The organism is Jeotgalibacillus sp. 10bf12 (assembly GCF_055597105.1).
Genome location: NZ_CP200276.1, coordinates 1,196,846 through 1,216,067, shown reverse-complemented (window position 1 = coordinate 1,216,067; position 19,222 = coordinate 1,196,846). Strand labels below are relative to the sequence as shown.

Sequence of the window (19,222 nt, the reverse complement as noted above, 5' to 3'; positions counted from 1 at the left end):
CAAAAAATCTTTTTAACTCAAATTCTTACATAGTGGTAATGAAAACCCTTTCAATATTTTAGATTTTTCTCTTTATTACAAAAGTTTTTAAAAACCCCTTTACAACACTGTAGATACTCTATAACATTGAACCCATCTTAAAAACAACTTTATATGGAACTTATCAAGAGCGACCGAGGGATAGGCCCGATGACGTCCGGCAACCCCCAGCCAGTGCTGGGAAGGTGCCAATTCCTACAGAATGATTTCATTCTGAAAGATAACCCGATTCCATTTTCAGGTGTCTCTTTCCGAATGAAAGAGACACCTTTTTTGTATTTAAATTGATTAAAGGAGACTGCCATGATTAAAATTAAAAATTTATCCAAAGTATATCAGACAAAAAAAGGCAGTGTATCCGGTGTAGATCGTGTAACACTAACCATTCCAAAGGGTGAAATTTTTGGAATTGTCGGGTATTCGGGTGCCGGTAAAAGTTCTCTCATCCGTTGTCTGAATCTACTCGAACAGCCGACAAGCGGTCAAATCGAGGTAAACGGAGTAGACTTGACTAAGCTAAAAGGTCCTCAACTCAGAAGAGCGCGGCTAAAGATCGGAATGATATTTCAGCATTTTCATTTAATCAGTCAGAAAACTGTTTCTGAAAATATAGCATTTGCCTTAAGAGCAGCCGGAACTCCGCGAAATAAAATTAATGAACGCGTCATTAATCTGCTTGATATGGTTTCTCTTACAGACAAAAAAGATGTCTTTCCAGCTCAATTAAGCGGTGGACAGAAGCAACGCGTGGGGATCGCCAGGGCTCTTGCAAATAACCCTTCTGTTTTATTGTGTGATGAAGCCACTTCCGCACTGGACCCTAACACAACGCTGGCAATACTTAAGCTGTTAAAAAAGATTAATCGGGAGCTGAATATTACAATCGTCTTAATTACCCACGAGATGAATGTGGTAAAAGAAATCTGTGATCGAATGGCGATCATGCAAGATGGACAGGTGATTGAAGAAGGAAGCGTCTACGATATCTTCTCGAATCCCCAGACCCCTCTGGCAGAAGAATTTATTAAAAGCGTCGTCTCATTTGATGTTCCTGCAACGATTTTACAACAGTGTACAGGACGTATCCTGAAAATCATATTCAGAGGGGCAGTTGCAGGTGAAGGTGTGATCACTGATACACTTCAGCAATTCAATGTGAAGGGTAACTTTCTTCACGGTTCTATTGAATATATCCAGGAGAGGCCACTAGGTATATTTTTGATGGAAGCAAAAGGTGACTCTCAGGCGATTAACCAGGCTCTTTTATATATGAGAGAACGCGGTGCTCAGGTGGAGGTGATCAGAGATGGGATTTGAATTTTCCAGAATGCTTGAATTGATGCCGGAAATCTGGACTGCGTTTGGTCAGACATTATATATGATCGGCATTGCATTAGCCGTGGCTATCGTTCTTGGTTTACCGCTTGGCGTTTTACTGTTTGTCACTGATCGGGGGTTATTTCTTGAAAACCGGATCATTCAATCCAGTTTCGGTTTTGTCATTAATATGGTCAGGTCCATACCATTTATTATTTTGCTCGTTGCACTTATCCCGCTTACAGACTTCATAGTTGGCTCAACGATCGGACCTGCTGCTGCAAGTGTTTCGTTATCAGTAGCGTCCATCCCATTCTTTGCCCGGATTGTCGAATCAGCGCTGAGAGAAATTGATAAAGGTGTGATTGAAGCTGCTGTAGCAGTCGGTGCAACGCCATGGATGATTATCAAAGATGTATTATTACCGGAAGCCAAAACTAGTATCGTTCAGGGAATTACATTGACGATCATTAGCCTTGTTGCTTACTCTGCAATGGCTGGCGTTGTAGGAGGTGGCGGGATTGGTGATCTCGCAATCAGATTCGGTTATTACAGATACGACAATACAATCATGATCGTAACTGTAGTGATCCTCATTATACTTGTGCAACTCGTTCAACAGATCGGTGATTGGACATCTAAAGCAATCGATAAAAGATAAGGGAGAGATTATATAATGAAAAAGAGTTTATTAACTGTATTATTATTGACTTCGGTAACTGCACTGGCAGCATGTGGGGGCGACAGTGAAGCTTCAGGGGATGAAAAATCCATCAAGCTGGGAGGTACCGCTGGACCTTACAGTGATATGTTAAACGAAGCAATTAAGCCTGGTCTCGAAGAAAAAGGATATGAGGTAGAGATTGTTGAGTTCAGTGATTATATTCAACCGAATAATGCCCTGGATAACGGAGATATTGATGCTAATTTATTTCAACATACTATCTACCTGGAAAACTTTGAAGAAGAGAACGATATGGATCTATCCGGTCTAATCATGGTTCCAACTGCTCCAATGGGTATTTACTCAAATGTATACGATTCTATTGAAGAAGTTGAAGATGGAGCAACCATTGCAATTCCAAATGATCCAGTTAATGCGGCGCGTACATTCCTTGTTCTTCAGGATCATAATCTGATTACACTGAATCCTGATGCCCCTGAACTGACAGTATCTGAAAATGATATTCAGGACAATCCAAAAAATCTTGTATTCCAGCCAATTGAAGCGGGAGGTTTACCTCGTGCTGTTGAAAGCGCCGATTTGGCAGCTGTACCAGGAAACTTTGCTTTAGCTGCTGAAATGAACCTACTTGACGCATTGGCACTTGAAGATATGCCTGACGAGTATCGAAATGTGGTTGCAGTAACAGCTGAAAACGAAGATTCAACACTTGCAGAGGATTTGATTGAAATAGTTGAATCTCCTGAATTTGAGGAAACCATCGATTCAGATTTCGAAGGTTTTGGAAAACCTCAGTGGATGGAAAACAGATAGGACGTGAGTAATGTGAATGATGTCATTGTCCGCGGTGCACCTGCAGAATATGTTATCAAACCAAATGCACTTGAAGACCTTGAAGTAAAATTATCCGAACGAGGTATCAATCGTATTCTTTTAGTATCAGGTGTTGAGTCGTGGAAAGCAGCAAAACAAGCTTTCCCGACTTTTAGTGACATTAAAGTTCATCATGAATTCTACAATGGAGAATGCACAATCGAAGAAATCAGCCGCATTACATCACTGGCTTCCGGGTTAAATGTTCAGGCAATTGTGGGGCTTGGCGGAGGAAAAGTACTCGACACTACAAAGGCAGCAGCTGCGAATTCGCATGTAAAGACAATTTTGATTCCTACCCTTGCATCTAATTGTGCACCATGGACACCCATCAGCGTCATCTATCAAAGTAATGGAATGATGACTCACTATGATATCCATCCCACCGGAGTAGATTTACTGTTAGTGGATCCAATTATATTGGCAGCACCGCCTGCACTGCTACGCGCAGGCATTGGAGACACACTTGCTAAATGGTATGAAGCAGACGTTCAAATTGGCAGAATGCAAAAGCCTATGCCTGCATTGGAGGTTGCACATTTTGCTGCTAAAAAATGTGCAGATGTTATGCTCGAATACGGAGAACAGGCTTTATTAGATGCGGAACATAAAAAAAGCTCTGAAGCTTTTGTACGGGTTACTGAAGCCATCATTATGCTCGGTGGAATGGTAGGAGGTTTTGGAGATCAATATGGGCGGGTTGCAGGTGCACATGCAATTCATAATGGATTGACATCCGCTCCCGAATCTCATTTAGCGTTACACGGTGATAAAGTTGCTTATGGTATTCTAGTTCAGCTGATGCTTGAGGAAAAATATAATGAGATTGAGCATTTATTACCTTTTTACAAAAAAATCGGGTTGCCGATATCTCTAAATGATCTTCATATCCCTGCACATAGAATTGTAGCAATCGCAGAAAAATCCACCACGGTAAAGGAAACAATTCATGTATTGAAAAATCGCCGAATCACTGCTGAAGAAACAATTCAAGCCATGAAAAGACTGGAAATACAATATACTTTGTAGATGATGAGGCCTGACAGCAAATAACTGTCAGGCCTCTTTTTAACGATCTCGAAACTGCTTCAGCATCTCAAGTCCCATTGTCACACCGTGACTCATGGCAGAACCTCCGCCATAGGCTGCTGCGACCATCAGCGTTTCATGAATCTGCTGATCTGAGCAATCATGCCCTACACACTGGTCCATGTGATAAGCGATACTTGACTCGTCTCCATCCTTTACTGCAATTGCAAGTGCAGTCAGATGTTTATGAGCGCGGTCAATTTCACCAGCTTCAAATGCTTTTCCGGTGAAGCGGTTATATTCACTTACTGCTTCAGGAAGTGCATCATGCACCTCTTCAATCCCTTTTCTATAACGATCTAAAATTTCTTCTCCGTTAATATTCATTTTCCCACTCCTTCACTAAATTCAATATTATGCCATTCCTTTTTCAATAGACGGCTAAACTGTTGAATGTGCTCAGAAGATAGGATGACCTTTAATACATATCTGTATACCTTATTAAATTGCGAAATATAGAAGACCTGCGATCAACAGATTAGGTAAGGCCAGCAAAAATGAAGATTGGGTTATTTGAGTCCGTTCTTTCCGCATTTCCCTTGACTCGTTTGCAAAGTTCGAGCCTGCTTCATGGCCGCTTGGAGCTGCACCTGAGGAAAATATCATCACAACCAGAAACAAAATACCGAGCCCGGCCGGAATCGTGTAGATTTCTTCAGCTCCCCAAATAATCCACGACAGAATCAGGCCGATTAATGCAAGACCTGTGCCGATACCGATCGTTTTCATCTAATCACTCCTTTGATATTAGAATCCATCTAATCCATAATGTTTTTTTAACACTCTACCAAGCACTTCACTTTTTTCAGGACCCCATGGATGATTTTGGAATTGAAATACCTCATCACATTCTGTTTGAGTTAAAACAAAGCCGCTAAAATTAAGATTAACTTCTTCATTTTCACTCGTTGAGAATCCTCCGCCTCCAATTGGACCAACACAAGTTTGATCTATTTTACTTCTCTTTCCTGTCTGATCAACATATACATATTGATCCGTTACGGTTCCATAGTTTTGATCATACGTTGAAGTAACGTAATAGCCTTGTTCATTTACAGGAATTACTGTATAACCATCTCTTTCTTCCAGTGCCGGCGTACCTTTTACGTTATATACGATGATTATATTTCCCGTATACCCCTCGGGGATCAGAAACAGTTGATTGGTCACATGATTTTGTTCTTGCCAGATTGACCACCCAACTGATCCACTTATCACGAGCAGAGCGCTCACCATTCCTGCGACTACAGGCCTCAGTTTAATGCGTTTTAAAAGGAGATAAATTAAATAAGAAATAATTGTACAACCCAGGATATAGGGGAATAGCATGTAAAAACCGAACAAAAAAGATATAAGCGCTGACAGGCCGCTTTCCGGTGTCATATTCAAGAATATTTGCAAGATCATAATGATCATGAATGCCACTGTGACAATTCCAAGTAATTTCAAAAAATTCTTCATGTTGATAGCTCCATTTCAGTTGATTAAAACGCACCCGAACCTCCACCGCCTCCACCTACTCCGCCTCCTGAACCAGCGGACGTTGATGAAGTAGCTGTAGCTGATGCCTGTGCATTAGCAGACTCAAAGCCCGGCGAGATGGCAACTGATAATAAAAGTAAAGTGGAGATATCTACGTCTCCATGATCCACAGACGGGTTAAAACCTGCAAATTTCTTTTCAATCGGTCCAGAAATTTTTTCATCCTTTGTTCCGACCCCATACAGGTACACCCTCATCTGATCGTCCTCAGTCCAATGATCGGTGTCCGCATTCTTTTTCACACGCTGCCATTCTCTATTGATCATGACACCTTCAAGCGTCCTTGGATGATAAACAAGTATATACGTTACAAATTCTCCAACAAGCAGCACTGTGAAAAATAGCCATGGCAAAAGATCAAACATTGGAAACAATACAAGGAACGGCAGCAACACTGCAGCTGCAGCCATCACGATTTTACGATGAGCACTGATATTCTTACTGAGCTGAGCCGCTTCCACTTCCTCTTTGATCGCTGCATGCCACTTCGCTTCATAGTCCTGATAGATCTTCTGATTGGATTCTTTTTTAGCAAACGCTTCTACCTGATCAACAGTGAATTTTTCTCCATTTCCAATCGTATCAAACAGCCATCCCGCTAAAATTTGCTCGTGATCAAGCAGTCCATTTCTGTTCACGAGACGAAATGCACGCTCCGTTTCCTGAATGACATGCCCTTTTCTCACGAGTTCTAACAGGGCCGCATTCACAGCCTGCCCGGGCATCATATGATAGGAATTGAACGAAATGGTCCCCATCAGAGAAAGGATCTCACGCGGTGGTCCGTTTGGCGAAAGCTTGCTATCTGCTTCACGTTTCACTCTCGCCGCTCTGATCCACGCACTAATACAAAATACAGCTAATATAACGGCTCCAAGTACGAGGATGACAATTCCTATGTTCATGATCCAACCACGCGTCTCAGCAAATGCTGCCGCTTCTTCTTCCTGCGTGTCGATTGCAGCCATCAGCTCGGAGCGGATCTCACCACTACCCTCTGCTGTAAATACAGCTGTATCCCAAGCCGCTCTAACATCACCATTTTGACCTTCAGAGACATGCCCAAGATCGAAGGTCACAACACCTGATGCATCTGTCTCAGCAGCACCTTCAGCTTCATCGTAGCCGAGTGCCAGCACATTGTCTGTTGGTGCCGGCGGCGTAATTGTGATCACCATATTTTCATAATCCGACTCATTCTCTTCGCTGAAAAATGGCCAAAAAAATTCACCCATATCTTCATAGACTGTTACGCCATTTTCAATCAAATAAGTCAGCGTAATTGTTACGGTTTCATCTTCACCGCCTCGGTAAATGCGATAAAAGTTGTTATCTTTTTCTACGTTTAAAGACTCCCCATTTTCAAAAGCCTGCACGTCAGTAATTGACTGCTGGTCATTTTTAGAGATCAGCGAGCGTGTAATGCCATTGAATTCTCCGTCAAATTCATAAGTATGATTTTCTGTCACAAAGACATTGCCGGAATCCTGAATCTCTGCATTTATTTCAGATCGTTCAATTGAGAAATCCACTGCAAGAGCCTGTCCGGGAAAAAGAAAAAGCACCCCAAGCAATACTGTCATCGTGATTTTAAGACCGTTCATTTTCGTCACCTCTTACATAAGTTACGTGCATTGAAGTGAAAAGGTTTCAATTTTCTGTCATCTGTACTGATCAATCCGTTCCAAAACAGTTAGGTAAAAAGCCGCCTGATGAGGAACAAACGAATCTATCCCAACTGATTGATCTATGTTTATTTTTTCGTTCTCGATTATCTTAAACCCCTGAACCCTAACCTCGTCACACCCGCCCTTGCAGAGGCTGCGAAATGATTCAAGATTAGTTCTGACCATCCCGGCCACTTCTTCATCCTCAAGTTCAAAGTCACCTTCACTAAAAGTTCCTTTCAACAGAAACGTATGCGCAAACTCCTTATCAATGAAACCCGTTCTCTCAGCTACACATTCAATGACACCAAGCGGCTGCAGCTGTTCAAAAGGGACATGGATGCCAATCTCCTCCTGCATTTCCCTGATGCCGTCCCGAACGGTTTCACCGGAAAGCAGATGACCCGCAGCAGTAATATCTAAAAGCCCGGGATAATCTTTTTTGTCTTCACTGCGCAGCTGGAAATAGAGTGAGTCTCCATCTACAATCCAGCAATGAAAAGTCTCATGCCAGTAGCCTTTTTCATGAACTTCAGATCTAGTTTTTTCACCTATGTATTGATGCTTCTCATTAAATATGCTTAATCGTTCTGATTCCATGGTGCCTCCTTAGTTGTTTCAATTACATGCCACTTTTCGTATATGACAGGTTCTGTTGGTATCCGCTCAAGTGAAAACCATCTGAATGCTTCTAACACTAACGGTGAAACATTGTCTTTACTTGCCTCATCTTCTGTTAACCAACAGGTGCCGAGCGAGTCCTGCCCTTCAAATTCATCCGGCTCATCAAGCTCACCACCCGTTTCATTCACTTCGAAAAATACTGCTCTGTGATGCACATGGGTGAAGTTCCTCCAAAGCCACGGAAGATGAAAGTCGATGGTGCCAATACGGAATTTACCCAACACTTCAAGCCCTGTTTCTTCTGAAAATTCCCGGCTGAGTGTCTCAGAGTGATTCTCACCCTCTTCTGGGCTTCCGCCAGGCAGATCATATCTGTTTTTATATGGACCACCACTTTTCTTAATCACGAGCAATTTATGATCTTTTCTATAAAGTCCATATACACCGAATGCTTTGTGCCAGGATTTATTCATCCCACACCCGCTTCACTCTCCTGCTATCCCCATCAAACACATACACATCCGGATTACTAAGCCGCTGCCATCCACCAAAGCCAAATCCAGCGTCATATTTGCTCAGGAAATGGGACATGATGCCACCATGCGTCACAATCAGCGTAACACCTTCCTTTTTGCTTTCCGCCTCTACCACTTCAGCGATTCTCTGTTCAGCTTCTTTTGCTGACTCCCCGCCTTCAAATACAAGCTCTGTTTCCGAAAAGGATTGCTCAAGCTTTTCAAGCCAGTCCGGCAGGTTTTCAGTGCTCAGCACTCTTTCTGAAAGGTGTTGATGAATATGTATATCTAACTTTTTATCCGCAGCCAAAGGCTGTATTGAATCCACCGCTCGTTTAAAAGGACTTGAAATAATGCGCGTTACATCAATTCCGTTAAAAAATTGAACCACTGCTTCAGTCTGTTTCGCACCATCTTCTGTCAAAGCAGCTTCAGGCTCCTGCCCTTCTGCTTTACAGTGTCTGATCAGGTACACCTTAGACATGTCTTCACTCCTCACTAAAGAATTGCTTTCAGTATACAGCACTTTTTTCCATTTTTTAAACTGACCTCTTTACTTCATGTATCAAATCCCTCACACTGATTAGGACATATGTCCTTTTGACACCATTGCCAACGTTATACAGTTGGGCTGACAGAAAGGTGGGAATATAAATGAAAGGTGTCATTTTTGCACTGGCAGGCGGATTCTTTCTGACCTTTCAGAGCGTAGCAAACGCAACAATCAGTGATCAGATTGGCACGTGGCAGGCAGCTGCCATGACGCAGCTGACAGGATTTATACTCGCAATCCTCATTGTAGTGGCTTTAAGGGACCGCTCATATAAGGATCTCGGGCAGGTACCAAAATTATATGCTTCCGGCGGTGCGCTCGCTGCGATTGTTCTATTCAGTAACATTACTGCTGTACACCTGATGGGCGTCACGCTGACGATCGGTATCTTCCTCATTGCCCAACTCGTTGCAGCAATTTTCATTGATAAGTTCGGATGGTTCGACATGATGAAAAAGAATATCAGCAGGACACAAATCATTGGCGTAGCACTGATGATTTTTGGAGTCATTGTGCTGAAGGTCTAGGAGGCATGATGAATAAGAAGCTAAATGATTATCTGAAAACCTATCAACTTGATGAACTTTTCACCCAAACAGTCTGCGAAGCAATGAAGCTGCAGACCTACCCGGCAGGACAGCGCTTGTTTTCACAGGGTGAAAAATCAGACAGGATGCACCTTTTAGTAGATGGTAAACTGAAGGTCTCTATGCTGACGCCTGAAGGAAAAAGGCTCATTCTCGCTTTTAAAACACCGCTTGATATCGTTGGGGATATTGAATATGTAAGGGATTGTCCGCTGATCAATACAGTTGAAAGCGTCATGGAAACAACCGTAATTGAGATTCCTTATTCAATTCTCAAAAAAGAAATGGCCCAGCATGCCCCGTGGCTGCAATTCCTGCTCGATACAGTAACAAAGAAGTTTGAAATGAAGTCTCATACGATGAATTTTAATTTGCTGTATGCAGTTGATGTCCGCCTTGCCAGCTACCTTCTTTCCATGACACCTGTGCAGCCTGTCATCACTTCTGCATCACTCATTGATATCGCAGATCTGATCGGCACGAGCTACAGGCATTTGAACAGAGTGCTTCAACAGTTTCAGCAGGACGGCTGGATTATGAAAAAACGGGGATCAATTGAAATTATCAATCGCCAAGCGCTGCTTGAACTCGCTGGTGAAAATATTTATGAAAAGGAGGCATTCTAATGGTCATTGGAATTTTACTTGCACTGCTCGGCGGAACACTGGTCTGCCTTCAGAATACATTCAATGCAAATGTGAAAAAGCAGGTCAGCGTCTGGTCAACAACGATGCTTGTACTTGCACTTGGCTTCCTTGCTTCATTTGCAGCGGGCCTCGCATTTGAAGGAGCTGCCTTATTCAGCTTTGATGCAGACTTATGGTTCTGGTTCAGCGGCGTAGTTGGAGTAGGCGTTGTAGCATGTGTTACACAGGGCGTTCAATCGCTTGGCCCAAGCCGTGCAATCTCACTCGTAATGGTCTCACAGATCTTTTTCGGACTCGTCTGGGATTCACTCGGATGGTTCGGACTTGAGCAGGTACCTTTTACGTTTCAATCGTTCTTAGGTGTGCTGATTATTTCAGCCGGCGTACTGCTGTTCCAGCTTGGACCTGCGCTTGAAGAAAAAGCACGCGGACGAAAACAGTCAACGTCTGCAAGACGCACAGTTAAGGTGAATGGATAATCAAAAAAGACAGCCATTTAAGCTGTCTTTTTTGATTCATATCTTCTTTTTAAAAGCCTTCACCACAATCCCATCATCCGCAGGCACAAAATCATACTCAGGCATCCGTTCAAATCCATACTTACCCTGATATAGCGCAATCGCTCCGTCCATGAAAGAGCCTGTATGCAGACCAATCGCATCGTACCCTTTCGCCTTTGCACGACTGATGCACTCATCAATCAGCGCTGACGCAACACCCTGGCCGCGGGCATTGCGATCTACGGCGAGCACTCTGATTTCAGGGTAATCCATCTCATCCACAAAGCCTTCATACGCATCCGTTTTGGCAGGAAATAATGCCACACTGCCCAGGATGACGTCATTTACTTCTGCCACAATTAAATCAACGTTTTCCTGCTGATCTGCATCAGATGAAATCGCCTTTTTCAAAGCTTTCCAATGCTCAGCCGGCACTTTTTCTGTATGATCCTCATAAGCTTTTACACGCTGTTCCCGAATAAATGAAAGCTCTTCTTTTCTTGCATCACGAATGATCAACCGTTATTCCTCCTCAAAACGAAGAAACTTATCTGACTTCCCAAGCTTCTCTCTATCATGCGGCTCATTCCATACTGTCAGATCAGGTCCTTTTGGTAAAATACGCGTTTCAGACTGATCAGGATTTATCGTAATAGACACATGATAATGCTCCTTGATCGCGTCAAATTCAGTTGTATCTCCAAAGCCATCAGTCTGATAAAGATCGCGCGCATAACCCCATAAATTCGGAAATTCTCTCAGCAGATTACGGTTCGTGTTAAAGCCGTTGTAGTAGGCTGCATCAAAACGGGCTAGCGTCGTATATAACCTCACATCAGAATCAGTAATGAAATCCCCATGCAGGAAACGGCGTTCAGCCAGCCGCTCTTCAAGGGAATCAAGCCGTGCGAAAAGTGTATCAAATGCAGCCTCATACGCCTCCTGCGACTGAGCAAAACCACATTTATATACGCCGTTGTTTACTTCATGAAAGATCACTTCATTCAATTCATCTATCTCAGTGCGGAGATGTTCTGGATACAGGTTCGGCGCATTCTCTTTATGGAATGGACGCCACACTGTTTCAAAGTAGTTCGTCATTTTAAAGTAGTCATTGTTAACGGCCTTTTTCGTCTGCAGGTCAACCATGACAGGTACTGTCGGGCGTCCGTCATAATCCGACTCCGCATTAAAGTAAACGTCGCTTACGTATTCAATCCCAAGTTCAGAATCCTGATCATTTTCATCCAGTGTGAACGCCCAGTCAACACGGCCAATCCTCGGGCGGAGCGGACTCGCTTTTCCGACGCTGATCGCATCCTCAAGACCAAGCACACTGCGAACAATTACCTGGCGATGCGCCCACGGACAGGCAGCCGACCATAGCAACCTGTATCGCCCACTCTCAACCGGCAGCTCACCTTCTCCACTGCCAAACGGTGTAACAAAACGATTAACCTGTCTCTTAAATGAACCATCCTTACTGATCTCAGCAGGCTTTTTTGACATCAAAATCCCTCTTCCCTTTTCAGAAATTTCAGATCTGTCACTGTTATCTCATTTCCGAGTAAAACAATCAAGAATGAGGGATTAGGTGATGCGTTATGGTTAGATAATAACCTGCCGGTGGATGGGTATACTAGGTCTAATTACACTTTCCTACGAAAGACGCGGGTTGTTCTAGGAACATGACCCACCTTTCTAAGAACCCAAAGCTCATTTCTACGAACAGACACTTTACCCCCAAATACACCTTGCTGCATCTATTGCATCAATCGAAATCGGCATTTTCTGAAGCGGCGACGGACAGAATCTATTGTGCTCTGCTACTTTTTTGTTAAGCTTTACTACTTCTTTTTTCTGTGCGGCAGGATCAAGTGTCTCCAGCTCTCTCAGTCTGTCACTGATCTCATGCTGCAGCTTCAGCCAGTGAGGTTTGTACCCTGATCCTTTGCGATCTTCTGAAAATGCTGAAATGTATCTCCCGAAAAATATTCTTTCGGGATCTTTTCACCGGTTCCTTTTAGATTGTCCATGCCACCCGTTTTTGAATAGTCCTTCAAAATATCACCGATCAAATCATTTTTAGGCGGCTGCTCAAAATCGCTCATTTAAAAAACCCCTTTGTTTTCCTTTTTTTAGCATATCACAACCTTAATAAGTAATCTGATTATTCACTGATTTTCCACATTTTCAAAGGGAGTATATCATCACAAAATGAAGCACCGCAGTCTCCTTGGAATGATTGATATAAGCGTGGGGCTGATCTGCATTGAACTTGATGGAATCAAACCGCTCAAGCTTATATTCTTCTTCACCAACACGGACAATCACTTCGCCTTCCATCACAGTAATATATTCTTTTACACTTGGCTGATGGGCCTCTGCTTCATAAGTGCTATCAGGTTGTAAGTAGCCTTTATGAGATTCAATCGATCCCTGCACCTCTGTTGCAAAAACAGGTTCAAGCTTTAAAGACTGATTTTCACTCATCACACTGTTGCCGCTTTTTTTAAGCAGCGTGATCTCCTGATTTTCTACCATTAATGATGAAATAGGGATGCGTAAACCGTTCGCAATCTTCCAGATAATCGTAAGAGATGGATTCGCTTCCCCTCGTTCAATTTTACCAAGTGTCAATTTACTCACACCGGTCAGATCTGCCGTTTCCTCAAGTGTGATCTCTCTATCCTTTCGCAGTCTTCTCAGTTTTTTACCAACCTGTTTTGTAAAATCTTCCGGGCTTATATGTGTCATGATGATTCCTCCATATTTGAAATAGCACTTGCGCTCTCCATTAAAAAGTATATTATAGTATACATTATATCATTTATAGAATACGTAAAGAGGTGTTTTACATGAAAGCTCTATTGATCGGCATCTTATCTTCAATGTTCTTTGCAGTCACATTTATTCTGAATCGTTCCATGGAGGTTAGTGGTGGCAGCTGGCTTTGGAGTTCCTCTTTACGGTTTATCTTTATGGTGCCGTTTTTAGTACTGATTGTGTGGATGAGAGGAAATCTGCGCGGTTTGTTAAGTGAAATGAAAAAACGTCCACTCGAATGGATCAAATGGAGCGTGGTTGGATTTGTCCTGTTCTATGCTCCGCTTACATATGCAGCTGCTTACGGTCCGGGCTGGCTTGTTGCGGGTACCTGGCAATTTACGATTGTAGCCGGCCTTTTATTGGCACCTCTTTTTCTAAAGTCTGATGGTAGCAGACATACTGTACAATTCAGGTCTTTACTGATTTCATGTATCATTCTGGCGGGTGTCATTTTAATTCAGGTTCAGCAGGCGGATCAGCTCAGTGTTTCACAGTTATTAATCGGTGCACTGCCTGTTATCATTGCAGCTTTTTGTTATCCACTTGGGAATCGGAAAATGATGGAGCTGTGTGGGGACCAGATTGATACTTTTCAGCGTATTCTCGGAATGACACTCGCCAGTCTTCCTATTTGGGTCATCTTAGGAGGAATCGGACTCTTACAGACAGGTCCGCCTTCATCAGGACAGATCATTCAGACGCTTATTGTTGCAATAAGCTCAGGCATTATCGCAACGGCCCTGTTCTTCATTGCAACAAACAGTGTACGGGATGACCAGGGCAAGCTTGCGGCGGTTGAAGCGACCCAGGCAACACAGGTGCTGTTTGTGATTGCAGGTGAGGCTGTACTTTTATCAAGTCCTCTGCCATCAGGGGTTGCTTCAATTGGAATTGGACTGATTGTTGTGGGGATTGTGGTGCATACGATGAATATGAGAGTGGCTGGGCGCAGGGTGGTTGTGGTGAAAAGCGAATGAATTTTGGTGGTTTTTCTCAATGGAGTGGATGGTTCAGGACATAACTTGTGATGTTCATGACATTTCGGAGCATGTTCATGACATTACCCTATTCGTTCATGAGAAAATCAGCCTAGTTCAGAAGATTAATGGGGTGGTTCATGAGTTCATGCCAATAGTCCCACCCCCAAGACACTTAAAAAATCTCTTCCGCGTCACCCGACAGCTCGCGTACACGCCTAATATAACGAAGCATCTGTCGTTCATCTTTATCGGGATATTGGAACCCTGCCTCATCAGCCACTGCACGACCCAGCACTCCAAACAGTTCAGCCGCTGCCTCTATAGCATTCCATTTATTTTCGGAATAGGTATGCAGATAAATCGTCCAGTATTCCTCCGTTAAAAACCGCTTAAAGTATTTCCCCATTTTACCCGCAGAAACTCCATAATCATGCCGTCCGCCAATCCACCACGCAATCATCTGATCCAGCGCACCACGCGTCGTGAGCTCATACATCTGATGTGCATACGGCAACTCATCCCGCCAGAGTCCTTTCGCAACGTTCTGCAGGCACCACCAGAAATCATTCGTCACGCTGTCAAACTCACCTTCTGAAGGCTCATTAACAAAATAATCCCGATCAGTCGACTCAGGGATTTCAGGTAAAATACCGTCTTTATCTAAAAGCGGAATCGTCAGTGAGTCATCCCGGTAGGCCTTTTGCATAAAATCAACTGACTGAAATGACAGGTCAATCCGATTCCCGTCATCAAACAGCATTAAAAATGCATAGCGTCCGGGATCAGTTGAAAGTCCTTTTCCGGCATCCAAAGCATCCGGCTGCTGCTGCATCATTAAATTCCCAAAGTGCTGAATCCAGGACTGATCTTCTGTAAAAGCCGACATACTATCAGTCACATATACAATATCGTAATCCTGAAAAATGTCACGAGGGGCATTTGGATTCGTACGCGACCCATTCATATAGACTGCTCTGATACGCGCATCTGCTCTAGCAAATCCTAAAATCAGCGCCATCATTTCCTGCTCTGATCTCATTTCTGGCCCTGCTTTTCCTCAAGCAAAGCAATGATCCGATCCAGTTTTTCATTTGTTTCATCTGATTGCCTGTTCTGTACTGATTTCGTAACGACCATTCTTTTAATAAATAGACTGAATGAAACGAGAAATAAAGCAAGAAAGCCGAACATTACAATCATAAAAATAATATCTCCCAAACTAAGACCATCCATTTAAATTCCTCCTGACCAATTAGCTAATATCAATAATGATTCTGCCCCAATATAGAGCGCTCATGACTAGAAAAACCACTCCAAACGTAATAAGTATAGACGGCAGTTTAGACCTGAAATAGACCAGCCCCAATCCAATAATCAGGTGCACAATAAAAAATAGCACGATATTCATAATTGATGTTCACTCCAATACTAAAATGGTATCGTTCACTGTAATCACGCCCGGCTTCCTCACCGCCGCATACATCCCAAAATTGTTTCCGTGCTTTTGATAAACCGTTTTTAAAACAAGCGGGTCAATGGCTGTTGATACCGGATCAATATTAATAATGCTGCAGCGCTCACACGGTCTGACGATTTCAATTTCAGCAGTTCCGATTGAGAGCCTTTTCCCTGCCAGATGTTCTTCTGAAAAAGGAATGTCATCTTTCAATGAAACAATCAGATTAGGGCGAAACCGGCGCCAGTCGATTGTCTTTCCTGTTTCGGCTTCAAGTGCTTTAACCGATGCTTCATTTACAATTAATAGATGCTCTTCCTCAATTGCACCAAGTGGCACGAGTGCCGGCGAATACACTTCTTTTTTCAACGGTTTGCCGGCGAGCACTCGGAATTCATCGAGGCAAGTATCTTCATCCCAGTAAAAAGTCCGGCCATCCGGCGCTGTGACCAAAATTCTCGGATATTGCTCCATAGATTCTTCACCTTCAAAAGCAGCACTGTACCCCACCATTTTAGGATTTTGAGTCGCTGTATGATAGCGTTCTTCCTCTAAAAGTGCATGACTGCGATCTCCATAGACGCCGTAAGCCATAAGGTTTGTGGACTTTACCATTTCACCACTTAGTGACTTGACCGGGTGACGCATAATCTTACTGAGTGTGCCGATTTGTTCCATCATGATTCCTCCTCAGGGTTAATTCACATCACCTAAATAAATGGCCGCCTGACCAGACTTCTGAATATATGAAACGACCGTCCGTGGGTAAATCCTGTATTGATCAAGCTCTCTGATTGGTAACCATTCTATACCGGTCTGATTCGCATCAAAGAAAATCTGCTGATCGTTTTCACCGGTAATTTCACAGCGAAAATAAGATTCGATCTGGTGAACATGCGAATCAATTGCTGCATACTCATGGTTTTTCCCTATGTATTCTCTTACGTATAAAAGCTCCCCGGGTTTCACAATCAATCCCATTTCCTCAAGACACTCCCGTATACATGCCTCATGCATCGTCTCCCCATTCTCTTGACCGCCGCCCGGGAAAATGTAGAACGTGCCTTCATCGTCTGAGTTTGTTGTTAGTAATATAGAATCTCCTTGAATGATAATTGCTTTAGATGAGTGTCTCATTTATTTCCTCCCTACCCTTTATACCTATTAGCTTCCCGAAAAATAAAAAACCATATTTTTCTATTAATATGTTACCATGATACATATTAATATCGTAAGGTTGATAAAAATAAAATGTGAGAGGAGAAGTACTGTGTCTGTTTTATCTTCTAAAAAAGCACTCTTACCAGGCCTGACATTATTTATTCTTTTATCCGCTTTTCTGTACAACCAATACCGTGAACAGAAAAATGAGGCCGAACTACAGTCCTTTATCTCCATAGACTACTACATAGAACACCTGGACGGTTTTTTATCTTATCAGGAAATTTTGATTGAAGAAGGATTTTCAGAGGGCGATGCGAGTGAGTATAACGCAAGAAAACAAGCGCTGAAGCTTCACGGAGAGGGCTCGGTTATTTATCTTAATTATGATGATGAAGCAATTGACACATTGCGGAAATTCCCGGAAAACCTTGCTGGAATCATTAATCAATTTCAATCAGCAGAAACAGCTGATGAGAGACGCACTTACTATGAAAACGCCAGGGAACTGCGAAACGAGCTTTGGTCTTATCGATCAGACTTACAGGAATATCTTCACCAAAAGTGATTCCCATAAAAAAGCATTCGCCTCATTTGCACGAATGCTTTTTTATCTGCTTCTCAGCCCCTGCACCGCAACCAGCATCACAAATGAAATCCCAACCATACTCGCAACCCACAGCCAGGCCATCTGCATGTTCCCTGATTCGATCGCCAGATAAATCGCTGTTGAGGCGGTCTGTGTACGGCCGGGAATATTCCCGGCAAACATAAGGGTTGCCCCGAATTCTCCAAGTGCTCGCGCGAAGCTTAAAATAAATCCTGCAATAATCGCTTTCCATGCGAGTGGGATCGCAATTTTCGTAAAAAGCTTCCACTCCCCGGCTCCATCTACACGTCCGGCATGCTCAATCTCTTCATCAATCGACTCAAAGCCGGTTTTTGCTGACTGATACATGAGTGGAAATGCAACAACAACTGCTGCAATGACTGCTGCCCACCATGTAAAAATAAGTGGCTGCTGAAACACCCATTCGATCGCCTGACCTGCAGGACTGTTCCGTCCGAATATCACAATTAATAAAAAGCCGACTACAGTCGGTGGTAATACGAGCGGCAATAAAAACAGTGTTTCCACAATGGCTTTGCCTCTAAAGCGGCGCACAGCCATCATTCTGCCTGCAACCAGTCCAATTATAAGTACAATCAGACTCGCAACCGTTGCAACTTCAATAGATAATCTGAGCGGCGACCAAAAATCAACTGGCATAAGCTAGTTCAACCTTTTAAAACCGAGCTCTTCAAAAATAGCCATTGCTTCATCACTCTGTAAATACTCAAGAAACGCTTCGGCATCTTCCTGGTAGTCAGTATCCTCTATGATTCCAGCAGGATACACAATTGGTGAATGCCAATCCTCTTCAGCAACTGCCGCGATTTTTAACTGCTCACCTGCGATTGCATCAGAATTATACACCACTCCGGCTTCCACATTACCTGATTCTACATACGTCAAAACCTGACGGACGTCTTTTGCAAAAACGATTTGTTCCTGCACGTCCTCCCAGATTCCGAGCTCCTCGAAAACTTCCTGGCTGTAAGCTCCAGCCGGCACCGTCTCGGGGGTCCCGATCGATAAACTTTCTACCTCAGTAAGATCTTCAAAAGTCGCAATCTCAAAATCATCACGCGGTACGACGAGCACAAGTTCATTCCCTATTAATCTGATACTCTCGGCTTCACTGATCAAGCCATCCTCAACCAGTTCATCAAAATGATTCTCAGCAGCGGAAATGAACAGGTCAACTGGTGCACCCTGCGAGATCTGCTGCTTCAGACTGCCTGAACCACCATAATTAAATGTCACTTCAATCCCTGTCTCCTCTTCAAACTGTGCCTCAATCTCTCCAAGCGCATCCTGAAGACTCGCAGCAGCAGACACCGTCAGCTCCCTGCTCTCACTTTCCTCCTGTGGACCCGAACAGCCACTGACAATCACCAGCGCACCCAAACCCAAAAATAATTTTCTCATTAAGAGTCTTCCTTCCAAAAAATAAGTTGCATTAAGTATAGCAGAATTGCGGATGCCGGGGTCAGACCCCAGTCTTCAATCAGCTCAAAAGAAAAAACCCTTTCATAAAAGTTGAAAGGGTTTTAG

Annotated in this window: 26 protein-coding genes and 1 riboswitch; of the genes, 9 read left to right on the top strand and 17 right to left on the bottom strand. The window is 43.3% G+C overall.

Annotated features, from left to right (window positions below; translation table 11 throughout):
• Positions 1–157 precede the first annotated feature (157 nt).
• Positions 158–266: riboswitch (SAM riboswitch) on the top strand.
• Between the two features lie 76 nt (positions 267–342).
• Genes DH10bf12_RS06340 through DH10bf12_RS06325 form a run of 4 tightly spaced genes read left to right on the top strand, consistent with a single transcriptional unit; the run spans position 343 to position 3,943 of the window.
• The gene (locus tag DH10bf12_RS06340; protein WP_471737678.1) at positions 343–1,356 is read left to right on the top strand and encodes a methionine ABC transporter ATP-binding protein; all 1,014 of its coding nucleotides are present in this window, start codon (positions 343–345) and stop codon (positions 1,354–1,356) included.
• Complete coding sequence (locus tag DH10bf12_RS06335) at positions 1,346–2,017, top strand: methionine ABC transporter permease (protein ID WP_471737677.1); 672 nt, start codon at positions 1,346–1,348, stop codon at positions 2,015–2,017. The genes DH10bf12_RS06340 and DH10bf12_RS06335 overlap by 11 nt, the downstream gene beginning before the upstream one ends.
• Before the next feature lie 15 nt (positions 2,018–2,032).
• On the top strand, positions 2,033–2,854 hold the full coding sequence (locus DH10bf12_RS06330; protein WP_471737676.1) for a MetQ/NlpA family ABC transporter substrate-binding protein: 822 nt from the start codon (positions 2,033–2,035) through the stop codon (positions 2,852–2,854).
• Between the two features lie 12 nt (positions 2,855–2,866).
• Positions 2,867–3,943: an iron-containing alcohol dehydrogenase family protein gene (locus DH10bf12_RS06325; RefSeq protein WP_471737675.1), complete on the top strand. Its 1,077-nt coding sequence runs from the start codon at positions 2,867–2,869 to the stop codon at positions 3,941–3,943.
• 39 nt (positions 3,944–3,982) lie between these two features.
• Here the strand turns inward: DH10bf12_RS06325 and DH10bf12_RS06320 are convergent, their stop codons facing one another.
• The 7 genes from DH10bf12_RS06320 to DH10bf12_RS06290 form a co-directional block, all read right to left on the bottom strand.
• Positions 3,983–4,330, bottom strand: coding sequence for a carboxymuconolactone decarboxylase family protein (locus tag DH10bf12_RS06320; RefSeq protein WP_471737674.1), 348 nt, complete (start codon positions 4,328–4,330; stop codon positions 3,983–3,985).
• Positions 4,331–4,444: 114 nt separating this feature from the next.
• Complete coding sequence (locus tag DH10bf12_RS06315) at positions 4,445–4,732, bottom strand: DUF5316 family protein (protein WP_471737673.1); 288 nt, start codon at positions 4,730–4,732, stop codon at positions 4,445–4,447.
• 18 nt (positions 4,733–4,750) lie between these two features.
• Positions 4,751–5,464 carry a DUF6843 domain-containing protein gene (locus DH10bf12_RS06310; protein WP_471737672.1) on the bottom strand — a complete coding sequence of 238 codons (714 nt, stop codon included), beginning with the start codon at positions 5,462–5,464 and terminating at the stop codon, positions 4,751–4,753.
• Positions 5,465–5,487: 23 nt separating this feature from the next.
• Positions 5,488–7,149, bottom strand: a complete 1,662-nt coding sequence (locus tag DH10bf12_RS06305; protein ID WP_471737671.1) for a DUF2207 domain-containing protein — start codon at positions 7,147–7,149, stop codon at positions 5,488–5,490.
• 57 nt (positions 7,150–7,206) lie between these two features.
• Positions 7,207–7,812: an NUDIX hydrolase gene (locus tag DH10bf12_RS06300; protein ID WP_471737670.1), complete on the bottom strand. Its 606-nt coding sequence runs from the start codon at positions 7,810–7,812 to the stop codon at positions 7,207–7,209.
• Positions 7,794–8,309: an NUDIX hydrolase gene (locus tag DH10bf12_RS06295; protein WP_471737669.1), complete on the bottom strand. Its 516-nt coding sequence runs from the start codon at positions 8,307–8,309 to the stop codon at positions 7,794–7,796. The genes DH10bf12_RS06300 and DH10bf12_RS06295 overlap by 19 nt, the downstream gene beginning before the upstream one ends.
• Positions 8,302–8,835 (bottom strand): histidine phosphatase family protein, encoded by a 534-nt coding sequence (locus DH10bf12_RS06290; RefSeq protein ID WP_471737668.1) that lies wholly within the window; start codon positions 8,833–8,835, stop codon positions 8,302–8,304. The genes DH10bf12_RS06295 and DH10bf12_RS06290 overlap by 8 nt, the downstream gene beginning before the upstream one ends.
• A 170-nt stretch (positions 8,836–9,005) precedes the next feature.
• On the opposite strand from DH10bf12_RS06290, the gene DH10bf12_RS06285 reads away from it, so the two are divergent.
• Genes DH10bf12_RS06285 through DH10bf12_RS06275 form a run of 3 tightly spaced genes read left to right on the top strand, consistent with a single transcriptional unit; the run spans position 9,006 to position 10,617 of the window.
• On the top strand, positions 9,006–9,431 hold the full coding sequence (locus DH10bf12_RS06285) for a DMT family transporter (RefSeq protein WP_471737667.1): 426 nt from the start codon (positions 9,006–9,008) through the stop codon (positions 9,429–9,431).
• Between the two features lie 8 nt (positions 9,432–9,439).
• A complete protein-coding gene (locus DH10bf12_RS06280; RefSeq protein ID WP_471737666.1) occupies positions 9,440–10,117 on the top strand; it encodes a Crp/Fnr family transcriptional regulator in 678 nt (225 codons plus the stop codon).
• Positions 10,117–10,617: a DMT family transporter gene (locus DH10bf12_RS06275; RefSeq protein WP_471737665.1), complete on the top strand. Its 501-nt coding sequence runs from the start codon at positions 10,117–10,119 to the stop codon at positions 10,615–10,617. The genes DH10bf12_RS06280 and DH10bf12_RS06275 overlap by 1 nt, the downstream gene beginning before the upstream one ends.
• Positions 10,618–10,653: 36 nt before the next feature.
• Here DH10bf12_RS06275 and DH10bf12_RS06270 read toward each other — a convergent pair whose 3' ends face one another.
• The 4 genes from DH10bf12_RS06270 to DH10bf12_RS06255 all read right to left on the bottom strand — a co-directional run bounded on the left by DH10bf12_RS06270 (position 10,654) and on the right by DH10bf12_RS06255 (position 13,395).
• On the bottom strand, positions 10,654–11,157 hold the full coding sequence (locus DH10bf12_RS06270) for a GNAT family N-acetyltransferase (RefSeq protein ID WP_471737664.1): 504 nt from the start codon (positions 11,155–11,157) through the stop codon (positions 10,654–10,656).
• Between the two features lie 3 nt (positions 11,158–11,160).
• The gene (locus DH10bf12_RS06265) at positions 11,161–12,147 is read right to left on the bottom strand and encodes a glutathione S-transferase family protein (protein ID WP_471737663.1); all 987 of its coding nucleotides are present in this window, start codon (positions 12,145–12,147) and stop codon (positions 11,161–11,163) included.
• A gap of 413 nt (positions 12,148–12,560) precedes the next feature.
• Positions 12,561–12,749, bottom strand: coding sequence for a hypothetical protein (locus DH10bf12_RS06260; RefSeq protein ID WP_471737662.1), 189 nt, complete (start codon positions 12,747–12,749; stop codon positions 12,561–12,563).
• Between the two features lie 82 nt (positions 12,750–12,831).
• Positions 12,832–13,395, bottom strand: coding sequence for a helix-turn-helix domain-containing protein (locus DH10bf12_RS06255; RefSeq protein WP_471737661.1), 564 nt, complete (start codon positions 13,393–13,395; stop codon positions 12,832–12,834).
• A gap of 101 nt (positions 13,396–13,496) precedes the next feature.
• Between DH10bf12_RS06255 and DH10bf12_RS06250 the strand changes: the two genes are divergently transcribed.
• Positions 13,497–14,444 (top strand): DMT family transporter, encoded by a 948-nt coding sequence (locus tag DH10bf12_RS06250; RefSeq protein ID WP_471737660.1) that lies wholly within the window; start codon positions 13,497–13,499, stop codon positions 14,442–14,444.
• 175 nt (positions 14,445–14,619) lie between these two features.
• Here DH10bf12_RS06250 and DH10bf12_RS06245 read toward each other — a convergent pair whose 3' ends face one another.
• From DH10bf12_RS06245 to DH10bf12_RS06230, 4 genes are all read right to left on the bottom strand, one after another.
• On the bottom strand, positions 14,620–15,486 hold the full coding sequence (locus DH10bf12_RS06245; protein ID WP_471737659.1) for an aminoglycoside 6-adenylyltransferase: 867 nt from the start codon (positions 15,484–15,486) through the stop codon (positions 14,620–14,622).
• On the bottom strand, positions 15,483–15,680 hold the full coding sequence (locus tag DH10bf12_RS06240; protein WP_471737658.1) for a DUF4083 domain-containing protein: 198 nt from the start codon (positions 15,678–15,680) through the stop codon (positions 15,483–15,485). The genes DH10bf12_RS06245 and DH10bf12_RS06240 overlap by 4 nt, the downstream gene beginning before the upstream one ends.
• A 184-nt stretch (positions 15,681–15,864) precedes the next feature.
• The gene (locus DH10bf12_RS06235; protein ID WP_471737657.1) at positions 15,865–16,581 is read right to left on the bottom strand and encodes an MOSC domain-containing protein; all 717 of its coding nucleotides are present in this window, start codon (positions 16,579–16,581) and stop codon (positions 15,865–15,867) included.
• A gap of 18 nt (positions 16,582–16,599) precedes the next feature.
• Positions 16,600–17,040, bottom strand: a complete 441-nt coding sequence (locus DH10bf12_RS06230) for an NUDIX domain-containing protein (protein ID WP_471737656.1) — start codon at positions 17,038–17,040, stop codon at positions 16,600–16,602.
• A gap of 133 nt (positions 17,041–17,173) precedes the next feature.
• Between DH10bf12_RS06230 and DH10bf12_RS06225 the strand changes: the two genes are divergently transcribed.
• A complete protein-coding gene (locus DH10bf12_RS06225) occupies positions 17,174–17,632 on the top strand; it encodes a hypothetical protein (protein ID WP_471737655.1) in 459 nt (152 codons plus the stop codon).
• 42 nt (positions 17,633–17,674) lie between these two features.
• Here DH10bf12_RS06225 and modB read toward each other — a convergent pair whose 3' ends face one another.
• Both modB and modA read right to left on the bottom strand, forming a co-directional pair.
• Positions 17,675–18,334, bottom strand: a complete 660-nt coding sequence (modB, locus tag DH10bf12_RS06220) for a molybdate ABC transporter permease subunit (RefSeq protein ID WP_471737654.1) — start codon at positions 18,332–18,334, stop codon at positions 17,675–17,677.
• A gap of 3 nt (positions 18,335–18,337) precedes the next feature.
• The gene (modA, locus tag DH10bf12_RS06215; RefSeq protein WP_471737653.1) at positions 18,338–19,096 is read right to left on the bottom strand and encodes a molybdate ABC transporter substrate-binding protein; all 759 of its coding nucleotides are present in this window, start codon (positions 19,094–19,096) and stop codon (positions 18,338–18,340) included.
• Positions 19,097–19,222 lie beyond the last annotated feature (126 nt).

Coding starts and splice junctions, on each gene's coding strand:
- modA (WP_471737653.1), bottom strand. CDS start 19,096: ATGAGAAAATTATTTTTGGGTTTGGGTGCGCTGGTGATTGTCAGTGGC.
- DH10bf12_RS06255 (WP_471737661.1), bottom strand. CDS start 13,395: ATGACACATATAAGCCCGGAAGATTTTACAAAACAGGTTGGTAAAAAA.
- DH10bf12_RS06275 (WP_471737665.1), top strand. CDS start 10,117: ATGGTCATTGGAATTTTACTTGCACTGCTCGGCGGAACACTGGTCTGC.
- DH10bf12_RS06340 (WP_471737678.1), top strand. CDS start 343: ATGATTAAAATTAAAAATTTATCCAAAGTATATCAGACAAAAAAAGGC.
- DH10bf12_RS06320 (WP_471737674.1), bottom strand. CDS start 4,330: ATGAATATTAACGGAGAAGAAATTTTAGATCGTTATAGAAAAGGGATT.
- DH10bf12_RS06290 (WP_471737668.1), bottom strand. CDS start 8,835: ATGTCTAAGGTGTACCTGATCAGACACTGTAAAGCAGAAGGGCAGGAG.
- DH10bf12_RS06305 (WP_471737671.1), bottom strand. CDS start 7,149: ATGAACGGTCTTAAAATCACGATGACAGTATTGCTTGGGGTGCTTTTT.
- DH10bf12_RS06250 (WP_471737660.1), top strand. CDS start 13,497: ATGAAAGCTCTATTGATCGGCATCTTATCTTCAATGTTCTTTGCAGTC.
- DH10bf12_RS06295 (WP_471737669.1), bottom strand. CDS start 8,309: ATGAATAAATCCTGGCACAAAGCATTCGGTGTATATGGACTTTATAGA.
- DH10bf12_RS06260 (WP_471737662.1), bottom strand. CDS start 12,749: ATGAGCGATTTTGAGCAGCCGCCTAAAAATGATTTGATCGGTGATATT.
- DH10bf12_RS06315 (WP_471737673.1), bottom strand. CDS start 4,732: ATGAAAACGATCGGTATCGGCACAGGTCTTGCATTAATCGGCCTGATT.
- DH10bf12_RS06235 (WP_471737657.1), bottom strand. CDS start 16,581: ATGGAACAAATCGGCACACTCAGTAAGATTATGCGTCACCCGGTCAAG.
- DH10bf12_RS06265 (WP_471737663.1), bottom strand. CDS start 12,147: ATGTCAAAAAAGCCTGCTGAGATCAGTAAGGATGGTTCATTTAAGAGA.
- modB (WP_471737654.1), bottom strand. CDS start 18,334: ATGCCAGTTGATTTTTGGTCGCCGCTCAGATTATCTATTGAAGTTGCA.
- DH10bf12_RS06330 (WP_471737676.1), top strand. CDS start 2,033: ATGAAAAAGAGTTTATTAACTGTATTATTATTGACTTCGGTAACTGCA.
- DH10bf12_RS06285 (WP_471737667.1), top strand. CDS start 9,006: ATGAAAGGTGTCATTTTTGCACTGGCAGGCGGATTCTTTCTGACCTTT.
- DH10bf12_RS06335 (WP_471737677.1), top strand. CDS start 1,346: ATGGGATTTGAATTTTCCAGAATGCTTGAATTGATGCCGGAAATCTGG.
- DH10bf12_RS06245 (WP_471737659.1), bottom strand. CDS start 15,486: ATGAGATCAGAGCAGGAAATGATGGCGCTGATTTTAGGATTTGCTAGA.
- DH10bf12_RS06230 (WP_471737656.1), bottom strand. CDS start 17,040: ATGAGACACTCATCTAAAGCAATTATCATTCAAGGAGATTCTATATTA.
- DH10bf12_RS06280 (WP_471737666.1), top strand. CDS start 9,440: ATGAATAAGAAGCTAAATGATTATCTGAAAACCTATCAACTTGATGAA.
- DH10bf12_RS06310 (WP_471737672.1), bottom strand. CDS start 5,464: ATGAAGAATTTTTTGAAATTACTTGGAATTGTCACAGTGGCATTCATG.
- DH10bf12_RS06300 (WP_471737670.1), bottom strand. CDS start 7,812: ATGGAATCAGAACGATTAAGCATATTTAATGAGAAGCATCAATACATA.
- DH10bf12_RS06240 (WP_471737658.1), bottom strand. CDS start 15,680: ATGGATGGTCTTAGTTTGGGAGATATTATTTTTATGATTGTAATGTTC.